This is a genomic window from Prevotella sp. HMSC073D09 (assembly GCF_001814145.1).
GTDB classification, from domain to species: Bacteria; Bacteroidota; Bacteroidia; order Bacteroidales; family Bacteroidaceae; genus Prevotella; species Prevotella conceptionensis.
In genome coordinates this window covers 71,907-89,642 of the sequence record NZ_KV815065.1, presented here as the reverse complement: position 1 = coordinate 89,642, position 17,736 = coordinate 71,907, and the positions used below count along the sequence as shown (strand labels likewise).

Here is a 17,736-nt window from a genome sequence, read left to right as displayed (position 1 = left end):
AAAATTCCTCATCTACGCATTTAACGGAAGAACCATAAAAAAAGTGTGATCTTATTTTGGATTATATTGCCTCTTGTATTTATTTTAGCCTTCTTTTTGAGCTAACTTTCTATAAACGGAAATGTTTGAGAATTCTTTTATGGCGAAAAGCGGCATATAACCTTTGTAAAACTCTATCTCAGTGTTAAATAGAATTTTAAGAAAAAGCTTATACACTGCTGCAAGAAAAGGGAAAGGAATGGGTCGCAACAAAAAATATTTCACTCCTACAACTTTATAAGAGAATTTCTTATTCGAACCCACGTCGTAATTGTATCCGCGGCTGCTTCCACAAAGAGCTCTCAAATGCAGTATCCTATAATCGCTTTGTAGAGCTCATGCCTCGTGTATTCTGCAAAATGATGCTCTTTATGAAGCTCTATGCTTTCGGCAAGTGTACAGGGATAACGTTCGTTGACAGCACAATGATTCCCGTATGCCACAACGTAAGAAGGTATTTCAACAAGGTTTTTTCGGGGCTCGCCAAGAACGGAAAGGGGACGATGGGTTGGTGTCATGGCTTCAAACTTCACCTGCTTTACAATGATTCGGGTGAGGTAATCACATTCTGTCTTACAGGGGCCAACGTGGATGACAGGGATAGCAGGGTGTGGAATGTATTTACAAAGGTGCTCTATGGAAAGGTCTTTGCTGACAGAGGATATATTAAGCAAGAACTCTTCGAAAGCCTATTCAGTCAAGGTATTCTGGGCTCGTTCATGGGCTGAAGGCTAAAATGAAGAATAAGCTGATGCCGATGTGGGATAAGATAATGTTAAGAAAACGGTACATCATCGAGTGCATCAATGAACTTTTGAAGAACAAAGCTAACCTCGTACACTCGCGACATCGCTCGATACACAACTTTATCATGAACCTATGTTCTGCCCTAACAGCCTATTGCTTTTTTGACAATAAACCTGAGGCTCTACCTGTTTATGTCGAAAAATCAAGGCAGTTAGAACTGTTTGCATACTGACCTTATCCCGAACTCGCGTAAAATAATAGGACCATTAGCAGAAAAAGGTTTACTTGCTTTTAGAGAACGTATTACCCATATATAGATTTATACAAGTTAGCCACCAAGATTATGTTGCATAATCTTGGTGGCTAACATATAAGAGAACTTAACAAGTTATTTCTTCATTCCTTCTTTTGTACCAGATGTGCAAGCTCCGGGTTGTTTTTAATCCGTTCCAGCTCATCTTTCACAATCTGCTTCACCTCCGCCTTGATGCGGTTATAATTCTCCTGTATCTTTTCCCGCATACGGTCGTTGCCCTCGGCATCGGTGAAGTCGGTGATGATGGGAATAGGCTTATACCGTTTCGTCTCGGCAGCCACTTGGGCGTTGTTGATAACTATCTCGGCATGAAAAATCTTCTGTTCGATGCGCTCGTCGAAATTATCCGATACCGAGCCGACGAACATTCCCTGTGTCAACCCCGAAATCTTGCTCGGTGGTATGAGGGCATCCATCTGCGTATTGATGGAGGTCGAGACGTCTTGCCGGTTGATGGAGATGGACTGCCGCTTCTGCAACATTTTTCCGAAACGTTCCGATAACGTCTTCGCCGTCTCTCCCACCACCTGTCCCGAAAAGATGTTTCCTACCGTGTTCATCACGACTTTCGCCTCCTTATCGCCGTAGTCGCGTGTGAGCTGCGAGAAGTCCTGAAAGCCCAGACACACCGCCACCTTGTTGCTGCGTGCCGTGGCAATGAGGTTGTCAAGTCCCTTGAAGTAAATCGTGGGCAGCTCGTCGATGATGACCGACGATTTGAGCATCCCTTTCTTGTTGATGAGTTTCACGATGCGCGAGTTATACAGCCCCAGTGCCGCCCCATAAATGTTCTGGCGGTCGGGATTGTTGCCCACGCAGAGTATCTTCGGCTCTTCGGGGTTATTGATGTCGAGCGTGAACTCATCGCCCGTCATCACCCAATACAGCTGCGGCGAAATCATCCTCGACAGCGGTATCTTCGCCGAGGCAATCTGCCCCGCCAGCTGCTCCATCGCTCCACCCTGCCACGCATCCATGAAGGGAGAAAGATAATTCTCCAATTCGGGATACGACGTGAGAATGGGAAATACATCCTCGTACTTCCGGTTGAGTAGCTCGATGGCATGTGGAAACGTGCAGTATTTCCCGTCTTGATAAATGCGCAGATACCAGATGATGGCGGCAAAGAGGATAATCGGACTCTCCACGAAGAAGTCGCCCTGCTTCTGCACCCACGTCTTGTTGAGGTTGAGCATAATCGTATAGGCACTCTCGTAGGCATCCGAAATGTCCGTCATGAAGTCGGGGTGGATGGGATTGCAACGGTGCGACCGTCGAGGGTCGTCGAAGTTGATGACATAGAACTTCGGTTTTATCTTATACCCGTCCAAGTGGTTGATGAGGTGATTGTAGGCTATCATCGACAGGTCGGGAAACTTGAAGTCATAGACATACATCGAATACCCCTTTTCTATTTGCTGCTTGATGAACGAATTGACCACGGCATACGACTTTCCACTGCCCGGCGTACCGAGCACGATGGTGGCACGAAATGGATTCACCACGTTGATCCACCCATTGTTCCATTTCTTTTTGTAGTAGAAGCGTGTGGGCAGATTGACGGAATATTCATTCTCCAGATACCGCGTTTCCTGCATAAAACTCTCGTTCTCATTGTTGAATACATCGTCCATCAGGTTGTGTTTCAATAGCCGGCTCATCCACAATCCTGCCATCAACAGGCAGGCATAACCCGCTGAAATCGTAACGACATAAAGCCCCACATCAATAGTAAAAGGCAACGGCAGGCGGAGCAGCCAACCGTTGAGAAAGAACAGCACACCGCCCACTCCGAGTGCGACATATATCTTCCTCCATGTTATCTTCTCACCCTTCACACCTTTCGTGCCCAGACACGAAAGCCCCAAGAGCACCACGGCAAAGAGTTTTGTATAAAGCATAGAGGAGAAGAGTCCCGCCGTTCGCTGGAAGTTCATCAGGATGCGGTCTACCACGCCAATGTCAAGCCCCCATATACGGATGGCTCCGTAACCATACCAATACACGTGGATAACCACCAAGATAATACTCACGGCACGCAGAAAATCCATGATTTTCGCCAGTGCCCTTAAATCGTCTTCCTGTTGCATAATCTATTTTCTTTATTAATTGTTTTTTATTGTGTCGTTGCTTACATCGTTTGTTCAGTCTCCCTACATTGTCCGCCCTTTGCCCTTTCGTTTCTTTCGTCGTTTCATCTTCCTGATAAAATCTTCCTCTTCGACATTTACGGCCTGACCAGAGGGACTGAAAAGTCCGAGACCGAAGGAAGAGTTTTCGTTGTCGTCTTGCATAACGGACTCTTTCTGTACCGTCTCTTCGGGATGAAGGGTAAACGGTATGGGCTTTTCATCGGCATAGGGTAAGGTAAAATGTTCCTGCAGGGCATTGGCAGAGAGTTCCTTGCCCATACGCGAGCCATTGAGCACGCAACCCGTGCGGTGGTTGATGAAGGTGGCTCCATAGATACGTCCTTCGTCGGTAAGACGCAGCGCCGTATCGATACCCTTGGCTTTGAGCAGATTTACGAACTTGTCCCTGTGATAAGTCTCTCCGAGTGCTTGAAGCACCGCCCGCTTGGTAGGCTCAGTGACATTCTTTTCGGCTATCTGTTTCTTCGATAAAGAAAAACGTTTCTCGATGGCGGCATAGCCTGCGGACTTGCCGAAGAGCGATGCCTTGAAAGGATTGCCCACCTTGTTGCCTTTGTCGTCCGTTGCCGAGTAGACCAGCCCGTGATACTCTCGTTCTCCCACCTTTCCCCGCGTCTCTTCCACGTGGATGTTGTAGAGCGAAAGCAGGGCACGGTATTCGCCCATCGACTGAAAGCGGTAACGGGTAGCGACGGAAAGAAGTACGCTTGCGATTTGTTTCTTCACGTCACCTTTAACAATGTCTACCTTGCGGGCAGCTTCGCGTATCTCGCCTCGTTTGCGTTCGGCAGGAAGTAAGTGGTATTTCTCTTCGAGCATCCGGGTGATACGCTTACTGCGATGAAAGTTGAAAGCGTTATCGAGACACTTGCCGTCGGCATCTACACGCAGGGAAACGATGTGCAGGTGATGGCGGTCGATGTCCTCGTGTTTGAATACCATGTAAGGCTGACTGCCGTAACCCATCTCTTCCATATATTCACGGGCGATATTTTCCATCTCGGTGTCCGTGAGTCGGTCGTCGGGATGCGGGTTGAGCGAGACATGCAATACAGGCTTTTCTGTCCGAATTCCTTTGGGTAAGAGACTATCGAAATCCTTGAAAGTTCGTGCAAGGTCAATCTTTCCCGTGCAGGCATCGAACACTCCGTTCACGGCAAGGAGTTTTCCTTCACCCGCATTTACCTTCTGCGCGTTGTAGGCAAGTACGCCGTAGAGTGAACTACCGATACTTATCTTTGCGACCATTGCTGCTCGAAGGTTTGGGTGAGACAGATGATTTGCTGCGTGATGAGCACCAACTCCTGTGTGCATTTCTCCAATTTATAGAGCAATGCCATCGCCTTTTTCTCGGAAAAGTGTACGCGCAGTTCCTTGACGACTTGGTTGTAGTTGTTGCCCACGGCGCGGTATTGCGCGTGAAAAGACGAGAGCTTGGTATAATAATCGAGCAGCGTCTTGTCTGTTTTTATCACACGGAAAGGCTGTGAAAAGAACTGCTGTTTGATAAAAACGGAACGCGCAGCTGCACCGGACTCATCGAACATTGCAAGGAAACGTATATGTTCCTCCGCATTAAAACGGACGGTGTAGCGGTACACCGCCGGGTCTTTCTTGGGATTTCTCCCCGTTTTCTTTTTGTTTTCTGTCATTTTAATATGGATTTAGTGATGATGCGACTTGGACTGCCGTCGTATGTTCTTTACCGTCAGGTATTCTTCTTGGGCTTCCGACTTCGGAGGTAAAGCCCACCTCCCCTGCCAAGGGCAAGGCTTTTCTGGGATGCTCGAATCGTTTCGAGCGGCTGAAAAGATACCTTGCTGTGTCTTTGAGGACACAAACATCCGCCTTCGGACGGATGAGGGAGTTACCTTCAGAAGCCGTCAGGGAGAACACCGACCGACAGACCTCGTCGCTCGGGTGCAAAATTAGGCAGAATATCCGCCCGAAAACCGACAGGAACGACGCCAAAAGCTGCCACAACGACGCCACAAGCTGCCACGTGGCTGAAAAACGATACAAGTACCGACATTTTGTTGTTTATTTGCACCGACAAACCAAAAGACGTCAGATAATCTGCCGGTTGATCGGTTGAGAGAGACTCATGCCCCAATGGCCATTGGTTGGTTACAACCGACACTTGGCAGTCCGTTTCTCCGACAGTATCTCCGCAAGGAGAATTAGCGGTCGCAACCGACGAACGGCAAGAATGTGGTTGGAACGTCAAGCGGAAGAAACCGACAAACCGACAAACAAATGTATCAATATATGTATCACCCATAAAACCAAGAAGACAATGGACAAACAAAAAGACAAACCACTGTATGTTGCTTTCTCCACCCAGAAAGGCGGAGCAGGCAAGACCACACTCACGGTGCTCATGGCGAGCTACCTGCATTACGTAAAGGGATATGACGTCGCCGTCATCGACTGCGACTTCCCCCAGTACAGTATCCACGACATGCGCAAACGCGACATGGACACCATCATGAAGGATGACTATTACAAGGTGCAGGCGTATGACCTGCTCAGACAGCTGGGCAAGAAATACTATCCCGTCGTCTGCAGCCGCGCCGAGGACGCCATCACCTCCGCAGAAAGCCTTTGCAGAGGCGGGAAGATGCCGGATGTCATCTTCTTCGATCTGCCCGGTACCATCAACAATGCCGAGATTGTCAATACCGTATCTCGGATGGACTATATCTTCACGCCCATCATCGCCGACCGTGTGGTGATGGAAAGCTCCATCAAGTTCGCCACCGTCATCAACGAGCAGATGGTCGTCACGGGCAAATCCGCCATCAAGGGGATTTACCTGATATGGAACATGGTGGACGGGCGCGAAAAGACGGAACTCTATGAAGCCTACGAAAAGGTGTGCGCGGAGTTCGCCCTGCCCATCCTTTCCACCCGCCTTCCCGACAGCAAGCGGTTCCGCAAGGAGATGGCATCCGAGCGCAAGGCGGTGTTCCGCTCCACGACATTCCCCACGGACAAGAGCCTGCTGCGGGGAAGCAATGTGGACAGGCTCGCAGACGAAATACTTGACATTATAAACCTCAAAAGATAAAGACAATGGCAAAGAAGACAAGAGTGGAAGACATCGACAGCAATTTCATCATCAACTCGTTCCGTCGGGACGACATGAGCATCCCACCCGAAGCAAGGACGAACGGAGTGGAAAGTGAAAAGCAGGAAGAGTCGGAAGATGAGTCGCCTATGGGAAAAGGAGCGGGCAAGGAAGAAGAACAGAAGACGGAGGAAATGCCGACACGCCGCAGACGGTCGAAAGACAGGGAGCAGGAATACCTTGCCGCCTTTCACAAGGAAGTGGACATCCCTGCCCGTATCGGTAAGACCGTGTACATCCGCAAGGAGTATCACGAACGGATACAGCGTATCCTGCGCATCATCGCCAAGGACGAGGTGTCACTGTTCAGCTATATAGACAATGTGCTGACCTACCACTTCGAGCATTTCGGCGAAGAAATCAAAAAGTTATATGAAAACAACAGTTCAATATTCTAAAAACAAAAGACAATGGAAAAGAAAGACAACCGCTTCCTTTACAGGGAAACATTCTTGAAGAAGACGCATTACACAGCAAGAGACGGCAAACAGGTGTACATTCCGGTCGTCTACCATGAGAAGATGCTCAAAATCGTACAGCTTATATGCAGCAACAGGGTTAATATCTCTGATTTACTGTGCAACATGCTCGAAGAACATTTCAGAACGCACGGAGAAGAACTCAAAGCCCTCTATGAGGAAGCCCTGCTTAAGAACATGGAGCTATGACGACCTTTCTCATCATCGCCCTGCTGGCATACAATGCTTGGCTGGCCTATCACCTTTTGAGTCGGCCGTCTGTCTCCAAAGGGCAAATGGCTTCAATGGAAGAGACCCAAAAGAAGCGCGAAGCGCAGGACGAGGCAGTCGACATCGTGGGTAAGAGTCGTTTCAAAATGGAGGCCTCCGTACCCGCACAACAGGAAAGGACGACGCCACTCGCTGCCACTACGGCGCCACAAGCTGCCACGCAGGAAAAAACGGAGGCGGTAGACATCGAAGACACTACCTTTGCCGACGAAACGGACGAGAAGCCTTCCCTGCAAATTCCCGCCGACCGCCTTGACGAGACCTTCACCGACATCAGGATAAATGATGTTGCAGACGGAAACGAAGACGCAGAGGACGTAGAGGACGAGGAGCCCGATACACCTGCGGCAAGGGGTACGAGCTTCGAGGACATCGACAGGGCGGTGAAGTCCGTGAGAAAGCCCGAGGCGGACGAAGCAGAAAAGCTCCATGCCGGCAAGACCTTCAAGGACATCGCCGAGACGGAACTCTTTCAAAAGCTCACCGAGAGCTTCGCCGGCATCTCCGACAGGGTCAACGAGGTCATCGACCCCTATACCGCCCGTGCCGCAGAGGCAAAACCGCTCGTCCTTCCCGCACGCATCGAAGACTTCGATATCCGCGATTTTGTATAACCCGTTAACAAGAAACGACAATGAAAGAAAAGGACTACGGATAAGGCGCACTCGCTGCCACTATATCCACAAGAAAGTTAAGTAAGACAATTTCAATTCAACCCCGACGGGCGGTGTATGACCGTTTTCCATGCACGCCCGTCACTAAACGAAGCTTTATGAACAACAAGCAAAAACTCATTCTCTCGGCAGTATTGCTTTTTACTGCCGCTTCCGCCCTTGCACAGGGCAACGGCCTTTCAGGCATCAACCAAGCCACGAACATGGTGACCTCGTACTTCGATCCTGCCACGAAACTCATCTACGCCATCGGTGCCGTAGTGGGGCTTATCGGGGGAATGAAGGTGTATTCGAAGTTCTCGTCCGGCGATCCGGATACCTCGAAGACCGCCGCCTCTTGGTTCGGTGCCTGCATCTTCCTCATCGTGGCGGCCACTATCCTGCGTTCCTTCTTCCTCTAAACGACGAAAGGAATAGGAACGATGGCTGAGTTTTCAATCAACAAGGGGATCGGGGCGTCGGTCGAGTTCAAGGGGCTGAAGGCACAGTACCTTTTCATCTTCGCGGCGGGACTGCTCACGCTGTTCGTCCTGTTCGTCATCCTCTACATGACGGGCATCGACCAGTGGTTCTGCATCGGTTTCGGCGTGATTTCCGCCTCCGCCTTGGTGTGGGGTACGTTCGCCCTGAACCGCAAGTACGGCGCGCACGGGCTCATGAAGCTCGGTGCCGCCCGCAACCGTCCGCGCTACCTGCTCCACCGCAAATCCCTTCCCCGTATCATCAGACACAAGAAACTTAAAAAGAAAGACGAAAATGAGGAACATTCTTAAAGCCACCACGGTGGAAAACAAGCTGCCGCTGCTTGCCGTGGAGGGCGGGTGCATCATCTCCAAAGATGCCGACCTGACGGTCTGCTTCGCGGTGACGCTGCCCGAACTCTACACGGTCACGGCGCAGGAGTACGAGGCGATACACGCCGCGTGGTGCAAGGCCGTCAAGGTGCTGCCCGACTTCTGCATCGTGCACAAGCAGGACTGGTTCATCAGGGAAAGCTACCGCCCCGATTTGCAAAAGGAGGACATGAGCTTCCTTTCCCGCAGCTTCGAGCGGCACTTCAACGAACGTCCGTACCTCAAGCACGCCTGCTACCTCTACCTCACCAAGACGACCAAGGAGCGCAACCGCCGCGAGAGCAACTTCTCCACGCTCTGCCGCGGACACATCGTGCCCAAGGAAGTCGACAAAGAGACGGCAGGCAAGTTCTTGGAGGCTACGGAGCAGTTCGAGCGCATCATGAACGATTCGGGCTTCATCACGCTGAAGAGACTCTCCGACGAGGAGCTTGTCGGCACCGACGACACGGCGGGCATCATCGAGCGGTATCTCTCCCTGCTGCCCGAGGGCGACACCTGCCTGCAGGACATCGACCTCTCGCCGCGCGAGATGCGGGTGGGCGACAATCGCCTGTGCCTCTTCACCCTCTCCGAGCCGGGCGACCTGCCCGCCAAGGTGGGCACCGACATCCGCTATGAACGGCTCTCCACCGACCGCTCCGACTGCCGCCTGTCGTTCGCCGCACCCGTGGGACTGCTGCTGCCCTGCAACCACATCTACAACCAGTACCTCTTCCTCGACAACAGCGAGGAGAACTTGCAGAAGTTCGAGAAATCCGCCAAGAACATGCAGTCGCTCTCACGTTACAGCCGCAGCAACGCCATCAATCAGGACTGGATAGAGGAGTATCTCAACGAGGCACGCTCCTTCGGGCTGACCTCTGTCAGGGCGCACTTCAACGTCATGGCATGGAGCGACGACGAGGAGGAGCTCAGGCACATCAAGAACGACACGGGCAGCCAGCTGGCGAGCATGGAGTGCATGCCGCGCCACAACACCGTGGACTGCCCGACGCTCTTCTGGGCGGCCATGCCCGGCAACGGTGCCGACTTCCCCGCCGAGGAGAGTTTTTACACGTTCACCGAGCAGGCGGTGTGCCTCTTCACCGAGGAGACCAACTACCGCAGCTCACCCTCGCCCTTCGGTATCAAGATGGTCGACCGCCTCACGGGCAAGCCCCTGCATCTGGACATCTCCGACCTGCCCATGAAGCGCGGCGTCATCACCAACCGCAACAAGTTCGTGCTCGGTCCCTCGGGCAGCGGCAAGTCGTTCTTCATGAACCACCTCGTGCGCCAGTACTATGAGCAGGGCACGCACGTGGTGCTCGTGGACACGGGCAACTCCTATCAGGGGCTCTGCGAGATGATACGGCGCAAGACAGGCGGGGCGGACGGCGTCTACTTCACCTACACGGAAGAGAAGCCCATCTCGTTCAACCCCTTCTACACCGACGACTACGTCTTCGACGTGGAGAAGAAGGACAGCATCAAGACGCTGCTGCTCACGCTGTGGAAGAGCGAGAGTCAGGAAGTCTCCAAGACCGAGTCTGCCGAGCTGGGCAGCGCCGTGTCCGCCTATGTGGAGCTGATCCGCGCCGACAGGAGCGTCACGCCCTGCTTCAACACCTTTTACGAATACATGAAAGGCACCTACCGGCAGGAACTGGAGGCACGCGACATCAAGGTGGAGAAGTCCGACTTCAACATCGACAACTTCCTCACCACGCTCCGGCAGTACTACCGCGGCGGACGTTACGACTTCCTGCTCAATTCGGCGGAGAACATCGACCTGCTCTCCAAGCGTTTCATCGTCTTCGAAATCGACAGCATCAAGGAGAACCGCGAACTCTTCCCCGTGGTGACCATCATCATCATGGAGGCGTTCATCAACAAGATGCGGCGGCTCAAGGGCGTACGCAAGCAGCTCATCGTGGAAGAGGCGTGGAAGGCGCTCTCCTCGGCGAACATGGCCGAATACCTGCGCTACATGTACAAGACGGTGAGAAAATACTTCGGCGAGGCCATCGTGGTGACGCAGGAGGTGGACGACATCATCTCCTCGCCCGTGGTCAAGGAGAGCATCATCAACAACTCCGACTGCAAGATACTGCTCGACCAGCGCAAGTACATGAACAAGTTCGACCAGATACAGGCGCTCTTGGGGCTCACCGACAAGGAACGCGGGCAGATTCTCTCCATCAACATGGCCAACCACCCGGGGCGGCTCTACAAGGAGGTGTGGATCGGGCTGGGCGGCGTGCAGAGTGCCGTCTACGCCACGGAGGTAAGTCCCGAGGAATATCTCGCCTACACCACCGAGGAGACCGAGAAAGTGGAAGTGCGCGCACTGGCGGAGCAGTACGGCGGCGACATCGAGAAAGCTATCCGGGAGCTGGCCGAGCAAAGGCGGGCAGCACGGAGCGGTTAATCCCGTCGGACATAGCATTGGATGTATCGGTTTAGCCAAACGTAGATAAATAATTGGACAAATGTGTCCAATCAATTATACAAACGTGTCCAAACACTTGGACTAACTTGTCCAGCTCATTGGACAGACGTGTCCAATGAATTATACAAACGTGTATAATGAATTATACAAACCTGTATAAGTAATTATACAAGCCTGTATAACCGGTTATACAAACGTGTATAAGCCTCCTTGTCCACGTATGCGAGGCTGACACATCCTTATTTTAGTCAAGAGACAGCATATTTAGTATTCACATCAACATCAACAATGACAAAGAAATGAAAACAAGAGTATTTACCATCATCGCCCTTTGCCTGCTCTTTGCGGGCAGGGCAAGCGCGCAGTGGGCGGTCATCGACCCCTCCAACATCGCGCAGAGCATCATCAACGCCGGGAAGAACATCGCACAGACCACGACCACGGCACAGAACATGGTCAAGAACTTTCGGGAGACCGTGAAGATTTACGAACAGGGCAAGAAATACTACGACGCCCTCAAATCGGTGAATGGTCTCATCAAGGACGCCCAGAAGGTACGCAAGACCATTCTCATGGTGGGCGAGATTACCGACGTCTACGTGAACAGCTACCGCCGGATGCTGCACGACAGCAACTTCTCGCCCGCCGAACTCAGCGCCATCGCCTTTGGCTACACCAAGCTCCTTGAAGAGAGCAACGACGTGCTCAAGGAACTCAAGCAGGTGGTGAACATCACCACGCTCTCGATGACCGACAAGGACAGAATGGACGTGGTAGACCGCTGTTACATGCGGATGAAGAACTACCGCAACCTCGTGAATTACTACACCAATAAGAACATCTCCGTGAGCTACCTGCGCGCCAAGAAGAGGAACGACCTCGACCGCGTGATGGCACTCTACGGCAATGCGAACCAAAGATACTGGTAGGCCATGAACTTCGACAACCTTCACGAAATCCTCCGTTCGCTCTACGAGGAGATGATGCCACTGTGTGCCGACATGGCAGGCGTGGCGAAGGGCATCGCCGGTCTGGGTGCGCTCTTTTACGTGGCTTACCGCGTGTGGCAGTCGCTCGCCCGTGCCGAGCCCATCGACGTCTTTCCGATGCTCCGCCCGTTCGTCATCGGGCTGTGCATCATGTTCTTCCCCACGGTGGTGCTCGGCACGCTTAACGGTGTGATGAGTCCCATCGTCAAGGGCACCAACGGGATGTTGCAGGAGCAGACCTTCGACATGAAGAAGTACCGCGAGCAGAAAGACCGGTTGGAATACGAGGCGATGGCGCGCAACCCCGAAACCGCCTACTTGGTGAGCGACGAGGCGTTCGACAAGCAGATCGAGGAGCTGGGCTTCTCGCCCGCCGACTTGGCCACGATGACGGGGATGTATCTCGAACGGGGTGCCTACAACCTCGAAAAGAAGGTGCGCGACTTCTTCCGCAGCATCATGGAGCTGCTCTTCGAGGCCGCCGCGCTCATCATCGACACCCTGCGCACGTTCTTCCTCGTCGTGCTGGCGATACTCGGGTCGATTGCCTTCGCTATCTCCGTGTGGGACGGCTTTCAGTCCACGCTCACGCAGTGGGTCTGCCGCTATGTGCAGGTGTACCTCTGGCTGCCCGTGTCCGACCTGTTCAGCACTATCCTTGCTCGGATACAGATTCTGATGCTGCAGAACGACATCACCGAGTTGCAGAATAATCCTGCCTTCTCCATCGATGCGAGCAACGGGGTGTACATCGTCTTCCTCGTCATCGGCATCGTGGGCTACTTCACCATCCCCACCGTCTCGGGCTGGATCATTCAGGCGGGCGGCATGGGCAGCTACAACCGCAGCATCAACAACATGGCGAGCCTTGCCGGCAAACGTGCGGCAGGTGCGGCGGGAGCCGTGGCGGGCAACGCCGCCGGGCGTGCGGGACACCTCATCAAGTCCGCTTACCAGCGCATGAAATCGTAAAAACAGAAAAGAAACGAATAGAACAATGGAATTCAAATCTCTAAAGAACATCGAAAGCTCGTTCAGGCAGATACGCCTGTTCGGCATCATCTTCCTCTGCCTGTGCACGGCTATCGTGGGCTACACGCTGTGGAGCTCCTACCGGTTTGCCGAGCGGCAGCGCGAGAAGATTTACGTATTGGACGGGGGCAAGAGCCTGATGCTCGCCCTCTCGCAGGACTTGTCGCAGAACCGCCCCGCCGAAGCGCGGGAGCATGTGCGGCGTTTCCACGAACTCTTCTTCACCCTCTCGCCGGACAAGAGCGCCATCGAACACAATGTCCGCCGCGCCCTGCTCTTGGCAGACAAGAGTGCCTACGACTGCTATGCCGACTTTGCCGAAAAGGGCTATTACAACCGCATCATCGCCGGCGGCATCAACCAGACGCTCCGGGTGGACAGCGTGGTGTGCAGCTTCGACGCCTATCCCTATCGCGCCGTGACCTATGCCACACAGCTCATCATCCGTCAGAGCAACGTCACCCGACGGAGCCTCAAGACGGAGTGTAGACTTCTGAATGCCGCCCGCTCGGACGACAATCCCAACGGCTTTACTATCGAGGGGTTTAATATTCTCGAAAACAAGGACCTTCAAACCGTGAAGCGATGAAAAGGAAAAAGACCAGCAAGGCACTATGGCGGGCATTGTGGAAAGTCTACGACTTCCGCAAACGCGCTTTACGGCGGTTGCGGGCTTACCACGACAGCCTGTCCGAGCGGACGCGGCGGCGCATCGTCCTGACGATGCTCGTCCTTTTCGCTCTGCTCTCGCTCTATACCGTCGGCAAATCAGTCTATGGTCTGCTGCATGGTGGCGGCGAGCACATGGAATTCAAACATATTCAAACGTTCAAACAAAAACGATAATGACACAGACAAGTAAAGAAAAACAGAAACGACCGCTCACCGAAGCCGAGCGGCAGCGGAGGATGAAACTGCTCGTCTATCCGCTCATGGTGCTGCTCTTCGCCGGCTCGATGTGGCTCATCTTCGCCCCCTCGTCCGACGACAAGGCAAAGGAAGACGCAGGCAAGGGCTTCAACATAGAGATGCCTGCTGCCGACAGCACGGGCATCATCGCCGACAAACGGAAAGCTTACGAGGCGGCAGAGATGGAGCAGCGGCAGCAACAGCGCAACCGAGACCTGCAAGACCTCGGCTCGCTCTTTTCCTCGGATAATACGAGCACAGCCCATGCCGCCATCGATGATTTCGGCACGGGCGGGCAACCCGCCCCGCAGGACAATGCACAGGGCAGCACATCTTCCGTACGCTCTTCACTGGGTGCCTACCGCGACCTCAACACCACGCTGGGCGGCTTTTACGAGCGCGAGCAGCCGAAGCAGGACACGGAAAAGGAAGAACTCAAAGTCCGCCTGCACGAGCTGGAAGAGCGTCTGAATACCCAAAGCAGCCGTTCCTCCGCAATGGACGAGCAGGAGGCGCTCTTGGAAAAGTCCTACCGGCTGGCGGCGAAGTACATGCCCGCTGCAAGTGGCTCTGCACCTTTCGGCAGGGCTGCCACGGGCGACACGCTGCAAGCGGCTGCCTCGGCAGGCGTACACAAGAAAGCCGTGGTGACACCCGTCAAGCGGGTAGTACGGCAGGTGGTATCGGCGCTCGGGCAGCCCATGACGGACGAAGCTTTTATTGCTGCCCACTCCCAAGCGCGCAACTACGGCTTTCAGACGGCGGTGGGTGTGCAGGCTGCGGCGGAGAAGAACACCATCGCCGCCACCGTCTACGGCAACCAGACCGTCAGCGACGGACAGGCGGTGCGCCTGCGGCTCTCTGAACCGATGGCGGCGGGCGAACGTATCCTGCCGAAGAACACCCTTATAACGGGCGCGGCCAAGATACAGGGTGAACGGCTCACCATCGTCATCGAGACGCTCGAATACGGTGGTACGCTCATCCCCACTGCTCTCTCGGTCTACGACACCGACGGGCAGGAAGGCATCTTTATTCCCAACTCGATGGAGCGCAGTGCTGCCAAGGAGATTGCCGCCAACATGGGCACCGCCGCGGGTAGCAGCATGAACATCTCCACCGATGCGGGGGCGCAGCTCGCCGCCGACGTGGGCAAGGGGCTGCTGCAAGGCACGTCGCAGTACTTCGCCAAAAAGGTGCGCGCCGTCAAGGTACATCTCAAGGCGGGCTACCGCGTGCTGCTTTTTCAAAAGAAAGATTAATCGACAATGTTTTTATTACCAACTAAATCCAACAGTAAAATGAAGAAAATGTTATTTGTCCTCGCCCTCTTCATGGGCGTGGCGTGTGCGAATGCACAGCAACAGGGTATCAAACAAGTGAAACCGGTGGGTGTTGCCGCCGCTGCACCGTATGACGGACTGACGCGGCAGCTGACCTTCGAGCGGATGATACCGCCCCACGGGTTGGAAGTGACCTACGGGAAAACGGTGCACATCCTCTTCCCCGCAGAAGTGCGCTACGTAGACCTCGGCTCGCCCAACCTCATCGCCGGTAAGGCGGACGGAGCGGAGAATGTCATCCGCGTAAAATCCACTGTCAAGGGCTTTCAGGGGGAGACGAACATGAGCGTCATCACTGAAGATGGCTGCTTCTACACTTTCAACGTGCGCTATGCCGACGAGCCGCTGCTGCTCAACGTGGAGATGACGGACATCATTCACGACGGTGAAAGTGCGAACCGTCCGAACAATGCGCAGGAGGTGTACCTTAACGAGCTGGGCAGCGAGAGTCCGATGCTCGTGCGGCTCATCATGAAGTCCATTTACAGGCAGGACAGACGAACTGTCAAGCACATCGGCTGCAAGCGTTTCGGGGTGCAATACCTGCTAAAAGGTATCTATACGCACGGCGGATTGATATACTTCCACACCGAAATCAGGAACCAAAGCCACATTCCCTTCGACGTGGATTACATGACGTGGAAAATCGTGGACAAAAAGGTAGCCAAGCGCACGGCCGTGCAGGAGCAGGTCGTGCTTCCGCTGCGGGCGCAGAACTATGTTACCTGCGTGCCGGGCGGCAAGAATGAGCGGACGGTCTTTGCCCTGTCTAAGTTCACCATCCCCGACGGCAAGCAACTTGTCGTGGAGCTGTGCGAGAAGAACGGCGGCAGGCATCAATCGTTCACCATTGAGAACGAAGACCTTGTGCGTGCAAGGGAAATCAGCGAACTTGAAGTGAAGTAATGATGAGAAAGCTTGCATTTTTCCTCTTTGTCGTGTCGCTTGCCCTCTTTGCAGGGCAGGCGCACGCCCAACGCTGTCTGCCCGGAATGAAAGGCATACGCCTCACGGCAGGCATGGCAGACGGTTTTTATTCTCCCTCCTCAAAGAATGAAACGGGCTATTCGTTCGGGGCTTCGCTTGCCACCTATACCAAAGGCGGACATCAATGGGTGTTCGGAGCGGAATATCTCCGCCGATACCATCCTTATCGGGAAAGCCGCATTCCCGTGGAGCAGTTCACGGGTGAGGGTGGTTTCTTCTGTGACGTGCTTTCGGACGGAAGCAAGACCTTTTTCCTGTCGGCAGGTGTTTCCGCCTTGGCAGGCTATGAGACGGTCAATGGCGGCAAGAAACTGCTCTTCGACGGCTCTACGATACGCAATAAAGACGGTTTTATTTACGGTGGGGCCGTTACCCTACAGGCGGAGATCTATCTGACGGACAGATTGGTGTTGCTGCTCTACGGCAGGGAACGTTGTCTGTGGGGAGGTTCTACGGGGCATTTCCATGTGCAGTACGGTGTCGGACTGAAAATCATGATGGACTGACGATGGACGCACGACGAATGAGAGAAATCCCCATTGCGGACTTCCTGAACGCGATGGGGGTTCGTCCGGCAAAACAGCGAGGACAGGTCTTGTGGTATTCCGCTCCGTACCGCACGGAGCGGACGCCCTCCTTCAAGGTCGACACTGTCAAGAATGTATGGTTCGACTTTGGAACGGGTAAAGGTGGCGATATCTTCGACTTGGCAGGAGCATTCATCGGGAGCGAGGATTTTCTTTTAAGGGCGGCATTCATCGCAAGGAACGGAGCTTGTCCGCGTCCTGTTATGACGCAATTGCCAAGGAACAAAGAAAGAGAGCCTGCTTTTGAAGATATTTGGGTGCGTTCCTTGCAGGACAGCAAATTGCTGGGCTATTTGGAAGAACGGGGCATCGATGCTCATGTTGCCATCCCCAACTGCGAGGAGGTGAGGTACCGTGTACATGGCAAACGATATTATGCTGTCGGTTTCCGCAACAGGAGCGGAGGGATGGAACTGCGTAACCACTTCTTCAAGGGGTGCATACCACCCAAGGATATTTCACTGAAACGTAGCGGTGCAGACGTGTGTGCCGTATTCGAGGGTTTCATGGATTACCTCTCGGCTATGCAACTCGGCATCATCGCTTCGGATTGGCTTGTGCTTAATTCCGTTTCCAACGTGGAGAAAGCTTTGCAAGTGCTTGGCGACTATCAGAGGATTGAATGCTATCTCGACAACGACGAGGCAGGGCGAAGGACTTTTGATAGGTTGAGAGTAAACTTCGGGGATAAAGTCGTTGACTGTTCCTCTCTGTATGCCGACCATAAGGATTTGAATGAGTACCTGCTCTCTTGGCGGGCAGGAATGAATGTATAACGATAAAAAATAACGAA

At 53.4% G+C, this 17,736-nt stretch carries 18 protein-coding genes and 1 pseudogene; 16 read left to right on the top strand and 3 right to left on the bottom strand.

The window, feature by feature from the left end; genetic code table 11:
• Nucleotides 1-344: 344 nt before the first annotated feature.
• Nucleotides 345-1,018: pseudogene (locus HMPREF2955_RS15665) on the top strand (IS982 family transposase); the annotation flags it as partial.
• Nucleotides 1,019-1,182: 164 nt separating this feature from the next.
• Here the strand turns inward: HMPREF2955_RS15665 and mobC are convergent.
• From mobC to mobA, 3 genes are read right to left on the bottom strand one after another with little or no spacing between them, the layout of a single operon-like run.
• The gene (mobC, locus tag HMPREF2955_RS04370) at nucleotides 1,183-3,195 is read right to left on the bottom strand and encodes a conjugal transfer protein MobC (RefSeq protein WP_070721359.1); all 2,013 of its coding nucleotides are present in this window, start codon (nucleotides 3,193-3,195) and stop codon (nucleotides 1,183-1,185) included.
• Nucleotides 3,196-3,255: 60 nt separating this feature from the next.
• A complete protein-coding gene (mobB, locus tag HMPREF2955_RS04365) occupies nucleotides 3,256-4,503 on the bottom strand; it encodes a conjugal transfer protein MobB (RefSeq protein ID WP_070721358.1) in 1,248 nt (415 codons plus the stop codon).
• Complete coding sequence (gene mobA / locus HMPREF2955_RS04360; protein WP_070721356.1) at nucleotides 4,488-4,907, bottom strand: conjugal transfer protein MobA; 420 nt, start codon at nucleotides 4,905-4,907, stop codon at nucleotides 4,488-4,490. Before mobA ends, mobB begins: the two co-directional genes overlap by 16 nt.
• A gap of 644 nt (nucleotides 4,908-5,551) precedes the next feature.
• Between mobA and HMPREF2955_RS04355 the strand changes: the two genes are divergently transcribed.
• From HMPREF2955_RS04355 to HMPREF2955_RS04285, 15 genes are all read left to right on the top strand, one after another.
• The gene (locus tag HMPREF2955_RS04355) at nucleotides 5,552-6,325 is read left to right on the top strand and encodes a ParA family protein (RefSeq protein ID WP_070721371.1); all 774 of its coding nucleotides are present in this window, start codon (nucleotides 5,552-5,554) and stop codon (nucleotides 6,323-6,325) included.
• A 5-nt stretch (nucleotides 6,326-6,330) separates the two neighbouring features.
• Nucleotides 6,331-6,783 carry a DUF3408 domain-containing protein gene (locus tag HMPREF2955_RS04350; protein ID WP_019188322.1) on the top strand — a complete coding sequence of 151 codons (453 nt, stop codon included), beginning with the start codon at nucleotides 6,331-6,333 and terminating at the stop codon, nucleotides 6,781-6,783.
• Between the two features lie 12 nt (nucleotides 6,784-6,795).
• Nucleotides 6,796-7,053: a DUF3408 domain-containing protein gene (locus HMPREF2955_RS04345; RefSeq protein ID WP_019188323.1), complete on the top strand. Its 258-nt coding sequence runs from the start codon at nucleotides 6,796-6,798 to the stop codon at nucleotides 7,051-7,053.
• Nucleotides 7,050-7,748 carry a hypothetical protein gene (locus tag HMPREF2955_RS04340; RefSeq protein ID WP_070721355.1) on the top strand — a complete coding sequence of 233 codons (699 nt, stop codon included), beginning with the start codon at nucleotides 7,050-7,052 and terminating at the stop codon, nucleotides 7,746-7,748. Before HMPREF2955_RS04345 ends, HMPREF2955_RS04340 begins: the two co-directional genes overlap by 4 nt.
• Nucleotides 7,749-7,906: 158 nt before the next feature.
• Nucleotides 7,907-8,209, top strand: coding sequence for a DUF4134 domain-containing protein (locus tag HMPREF2955_RS04335; protein ID WP_070721353.1), 303 nt, complete (start codon nucleotides 7,907-7,909; stop codon nucleotides 8,207-8,209).
• A gap of 21 nt (nucleotides 8,210-8,230) precedes the next feature.
• Entirely contained in the window at nucleotides 8,231-8,581 is a 351-nt protein-coding gene (locus HMPREF2955_RS04330) for a DUF4133 domain-containing protein (protein WP_070721350.1), read from the top strand.
• Entirely contained in the window at nucleotides 8,565-11,075 is a 2,511-nt protein-coding gene (locus HMPREF2955_RS04325) for a TraG family conjugative transposon ATPase (RefSeq protein WP_070721348.1), read from the top strand. The genes HMPREF2955_RS04330 and HMPREF2955_RS04325 overlap by 17 nt, the downstream gene beginning before the upstream one ends.
• Nucleotides 11,076-11,395: 320 nt before the next feature.
• Nucleotides 11,396-12,025 (top strand): DUF4141 domain-containing protein, encoded by a 630-nt coding sequence (locus HMPREF2955_RS04320; RefSeq protein WP_019969161.1) that lies wholly within the window; start codon nucleotides 11,396-11,398, stop codon nucleotides 12,023-12,025.
• Between the two features lie 3 nt (nucleotides 12,026-12,028).
• Complete coding sequence (gene traJ / locus HMPREF2955_RS04315; protein WP_070721346.1) at nucleotides 12,029-13,057, top strand: conjugative transposon protein TraJ; 1,029 nt, start codon at nucleotides 12,029-12,031, stop codon at nucleotides 13,055-13,057.
• A gap of 25 nt (nucleotides 13,058-13,082) precedes the next feature.
• On the top strand, nucleotides 13,083-13,706 hold the full coding sequence (gene traK, locus HMPREF2955_RS04310; protein WP_009161585.1) for a conjugative transposon protein TraK: 624 nt from the start codon (nucleotides 13,083-13,085) through the stop codon (nucleotides 13,704-13,706).
• Entirely contained in the window at nucleotides 13,703-13,963 is a 261-nt protein-coding gene (locus tag HMPREF2955_RS04305) for a TraL conjugative transposon family protein (protein WP_070721344.1), read from the top strand. Before traK ends, HMPREF2955_RS04305 begins: the two co-directional genes overlap by 4 nt.
• Nucleotides 13,963-15,288: a conjugative transposon protein TraM gene (gene traM, locus HMPREF2955_RS04300; RefSeq protein WP_070721343.1), complete on the top strand. Its 1,326-nt coding sequence runs from the start codon at nucleotides 13,963-13,965 to the stop codon at nucleotides 15,286-15,288. Before HMPREF2955_RS04305 ends, traM begins: the two co-directional genes overlap by 1 nt.
• 39 nt (nucleotides 15,289-15,327) lie before the next feature.
• Nucleotides 15,328-16,275, top strand: coding sequence for a conjugative transposon protein TraN (traN, locus tag HMPREF2955_RS04295; protein ID WP_070721341.1), 948 nt, complete (start codon nucleotides 15,328-15,330; stop codon nucleotides 16,273-16,275).
• Between the two features lie 2 nt (nucleotides 16,276-16,277).
• A complete protein-coding gene (locus HMPREF2955_RS04290) occupies nucleotides 16,278-16,862 on the top strand; it encodes a conjugal transfer protein TraO (protein WP_070721338.1) in 585 nt (194 codons plus the stop codon).
• 2 nt (nucleotides 16,863-16,864) lie between these two features.
• Nucleotides 16,865-17,719, top strand: coding sequence for a toprim domain-containing protein (locus HMPREF2955_RS04285; protein ID WP_070721336.1), 855 nt, complete (start codon nucleotides 16,865-16,867; stop codon nucleotides 17,717-17,719).
• Nucleotides 17,720-17,736: the final 17 nt, after the last annotated feature.

Bases quoted from the DNA above. Each gene is read 5' to 3' on its own strand.
- mobB (WP_070721358.1), bottom strand. From the start codon at position 4,503: ATGGTCGCAAAGATAAGTATCGGTAGTTCACTCTACGGCGTACTTGCC.
- mobA (WP_070721356.1), bottom strand. From the start codon at position 4,907: ATGACAGAAAACAAAAAGAAAACGGGGAGAAATCCCAAGAAAGACCCG.
- HMPREF2955_RS04355 (WP_070721371.1), top strand. From the start codon at position 5,552: ATGGACAAACAAAAAGACAAACCACTGTATGTTGCTTTCTCCACCCAG.
- HMPREF2955_RS04350 (WP_019188322.1), top strand. From the start codon at position 6,331: ATGGCAAAGAAGACAAGAGTGGAAGACATCGACAGCAATTTCATCATC.
- HMPREF2955_RS04345 (WP_019188323.1), top strand. From the start codon at position 6,796: ATGGAAAAGAAAGACAACCGCTTCCTTTACAGGGAAACATTCTTGAAG.
- HMPREF2955_RS04340 (WP_070721355.1), top strand. From the start codon at position 7,050: ATGACGACCTTTCTCATCATCGCCCTGCTGGCATACAATGCTTGGCTG.
- HMPREF2955_RS04335 (WP_070721353.1), top strand. From the start codon at position 7,907: ATGAACAACAAGCAAAAACTCATTCTCTCGGCAGTATTGCTTTTTACT.
- HMPREF2955_RS04330 (WP_070721350.1), top strand. From the start codon at position 8,231: ATGGCTGAGTTTTCAATCAACAAGGGGATCGGGGCGTCGGTCGAGTTC.
- HMPREF2955_RS04325 (WP_070721348.1), top strand. From the start codon at position 8,565: ATGAGGAACATTCTTAAAGCCACCACGGTGGAAAACAAGCTGCCGCTG.
- HMPREF2955_RS04320 (WP_019969161.1), top strand. From the start codon at position 11,396: ATGAAAACAAGAGTATTTACCATCATCGCCCTTTGCCTGCTCTTTGCG.
- traJ (WP_070721346.1), top strand. From the start codon at position 12,029: ATGAACTTCGACAACCTTCACGAAATCCTCCGTTCGCTCTACGAGGAG.
- traK (WP_009161585.1), top strand. From the start codon at position 13,083: ATGGAATTCAAATCTCTAAAGAACATCGAAAGCTCGTTCAGGCAGATA.
- HMPREF2955_RS04305 (WP_070721344.1), top strand. From the start codon at position 13,703: ATGAAAAGGAAAAAGACCAGCAAGGCACTATGGCGGGCATTGTGGAAA.
- traM (WP_070721343.1), top strand. From the start codon at position 13,963: ATGACACAGACAAGTAAAGAAAAACAGAAACGACCGCTCACCGAAGCC.
- traN (WP_070721341.1), top strand. From the start codon at position 15,328: ATGAAGAAAATGTTATTTGTCCTCGCCCTCTTCATGGGCGTGGCGTGT.
- HMPREF2955_RS04290 (WP_070721338.1), top strand. From the start codon at position 16,278: ATGAGAAAGCTTGCATTTTTCCTCTTTGTCGTGTCGCTTGCCCTCTTT.
- HMPREF2955_RS04285 (WP_070721336.1), top strand. From the start codon at position 16,865: ATGGACGCACGACGAATGAGAGAAATCCCCATTGCGGACTTCCTGAAC.